Source organism: Neobacillus sp. KR4-4, assembly GCF_042136325.1.
Taxonomy (GTDB): domain Bacteria; phylum Bacillota; class Bacilli; order Bacillales; family Cytobacillaceae; genus Neobacillus.
In genome coordinates this window covers 1-2,612 of sequence record NZ_JBHHJU010000064.1, presented here as the reverse complement: position 1 = coordinate 2,612, position 2,612 = coordinate 1, and the positions used below count along the sequence as shown (strand labels likewise).

The 2,612-nt window shown below is 32.8% G+C and carries 3 protein-coding genes; 2 read left to right on the top strand and 1 reads right to left on the bottom strand.

What is annotated here, in order from left to right; genetic code table 11:
- The first annotated feature begins 283 nt into the window (after positions 1–283).
- A complete protein-coding gene (locus ACE198_RS27860) occupies positions 284–754 on the top strand; it encodes a DinB family protein (RefSeq protein WP_375377784.1) in 471 nt (156 codons plus the stop codon).
- Between the two features lie 263 nt (positions 755–1,017).
- Here ACE198_RS27860 and ACE198_RS27855 read toward each other — a convergent pair whose 3' ends face one another.
- Complete coding sequence (locus ACE198_RS27855; protein WP_098574752.1) at positions 1,018–1,356, bottom strand: DUF4183 domain-containing protein; 339 nt, start codon at positions 1,354–1,356, stop codon at positions 1,018–1,020.
- Between the two features lie 158 nt (positions 1,357–1,514).
- Between ACE198_RS27855 and ACE198_RS27850 the strand changes: the two genes are divergently transcribed.
- The gene (locus ACE198_RS27850; RefSeq protein ID WP_098574753.1) at positions 1,515–1,895 is read left to right on the top strand and encodes a DUF4183 domain-containing protein; all 381 of its coding nucleotides are present in this window, start codon (positions 1,515–1,517) and stop codon (positions 1,893–1,895) included.
- Positions 1,896–2,612 lie beyond the last annotated feature (717 nt).

The following is a 2,612-nucleotide window of genomic DNA, read 5'->3' as shown; positions in this document are numbered from 1 at the left end:
CCCCATGCTTTCACGAAGCCTAAAAATCTGAACTCATTTCATTTAATCGTTAACTCTATACCAACGGTAATGAAATCCTGCGAATTAGCGAGCATTCGGGAGAAAATCGTATTTAACTGAGGGAGTTCAACAACAATGAAACATCCTTTAAATCGCAGCACCTCATTCTCTTGCTCCTGTCGTATAAAGTACAACTAAATATTGTAATAATATTCCTAATTCAGATTGGCACGAACGTTCATTCGTGTATAATTATAATATGCTTATCAAAGGAGGTACTTTTATGAATTCAATTGAATTAATTATTTTAAACTTAAATGAAGTAAGAAGAAGAAGCATAAAAGTCTGGAGATCTATTCCTGATGAAAAACTAAGTTGGAAGCCAGATAATGAAGCAATGAATTGTCTAGAAATGGTCAGGCACGTACTGGAAAGCGAACATTATTATCACCTGGCACTTAAAAATCAAGGAAGTTTATCCGTTTTTAATTCGCCTTTTGAAAACAGACCTTTCACATCTGTAAATTCTGAATTGGAATTTGCCGAACCCTATCGTAAACAATTCATAAATACAATCAGATCATTTTCTGAAGAAGACTTAACTAATATTAAGATTGACCGTTCTGATGCAGGATACATAAGAGACCTGGGGGATATGCTCCTACGCATTGCGTATCACGAATCTGTTCATACTGGTCAGTTATTAGATTATTTAAGAACCGCAGGTGTTCCAAGAATCCGTATATGGGATTAGTGTGTAATATAGGTGCTTTCACTGTTGTGAAGCACTATTTTTATTGTTAGCTTTCCTGAATATCCTCTATATTTTCAAGGGATATTTAACAAACATTAGTTTGTAGTACTTTAATCCTTACTCATTGTTTCTTATCTTCTTTTGTGTCAATTGGTCGAACTGTGCATTAAATTGATATTTGCTATAAAGTAACTTGTCCCTTATAAAAAATAAAATGATATCTTTCAATGGTAGATAATTAACATTTTAAACTTCAGTATTTTCTACACAATAAACATTTGAAGAATTACAGGCGCTCCTTTAATTGGTACGTCTACTGTATTTAACTTTATTACTCCACTTTGAACATCGTAGTTTTCCTTAGGTTGTAATACTCCGTTTATAAAAAGATTCATGTACGATACTTCGCAAGGATCTAGAATTATTTTTATTCCAATTTCATTAATTCCATCTTCTTCTTTAAAAATTCTTTTATATCCATTTGAAATTGTATAAAACTCAATTACTTCAACCTTTTTAGGGAGCCGATAGCGAATCTCTTCTGAAGGAATAATGGGAATTTTTAGAAATGGCTTTGTTAAGTCATTTATTTTATTTTCCATTGTTTAGTCGCTCCCAACATTTCTATATTTTCTCTCCCTCAATATTTTATAAATTAGATTTTAAAATGTGATTGAATTTTTTTACTTCTGTATTAAGGTCTATACAACAAATTTTCAACTACATACAATAATTAATGATTTGAGAGGAGGTGTTTTTATTGCCACTAAAAATAATGAAACTTGCTATTACTGCAACTTCAACTGTTGATACATTTCCAACTGTTGAAAGGTTCTTTAATGAAGTAGCTGCTACTGTAACAGGTGCAGGGACCTTAACCATTGCTGTTGGAGACTTCTGGACTGATACAGGAGCAAATGCCACTACACTCCCAGCTTTAGCAACTGATAATAGTTACTTTAATGTTTATGTTAACGGTGTACTTCAGATGGAGGATTTATTAGCCTATACACCTGGAGGTACAGGCGTAGGACAATTAGTCATTACAGTACCTGCTGGTTCTACTATTGAAGAAAATTCCCCAGTTGTGTTAGCTATCACTAATTTCGCCCCAACAAGTGATACAACTATTATCACTTAATCCAATGGTGACCTCTGAAGTGTTTATTCAGGGGTTTTACTTTTGTGCATAACGATTTTCTTTATGTTAATAAAGGAGAAAAAACGGTGCCTTAAGCTCCTTTTTTTTTATGCATTTTGTGTCAAATACGCATTTAACGTTTTTTTCTTCAACTAAACTCCCTCTATATAGAAAGGAAATTCTCACGATTTCTCTTGTTTTCTCCAAATTTCGTAGTAGCTTATCTTAGAATCCATTTGAGGATTGGAATTATAATGTACTAAAGGGTAATTTTGGAGGCAAAGTGAAAAAGAAACTTATAGTTAACCAACTAAATAGGGTACTGTTAATCAAGGTAGAATTAGCAATTCTATATAAAATAATTTTGAGTTATTCATTATACACCTCCAAAATTTATTGTGTGTACTTTTTTACCAATTTATCAAGATACTTTCTAAACTGCCCGATAGTTCAATAACAAAAAGGGATCGCCGCAGCAACCCCATCTTTCAGTCGATAGTTTAAGTGCAATTCTTCACAATGTGCTTCATTATATATTCATTACAAATTCATATTAATTTCTAGACGTTTTTCTATTTTCAAAGAGGTACCGGTGTTTGTCAATATAGTTGTCGCATTTAGTTACTTTAGTATTTTGAGAAATGTCATCAATCACCGTGTTTATTCAAGACTACCGCGCTACGCTTGCTGGCCTGGTGATTTGAATCGAAAGGAAAA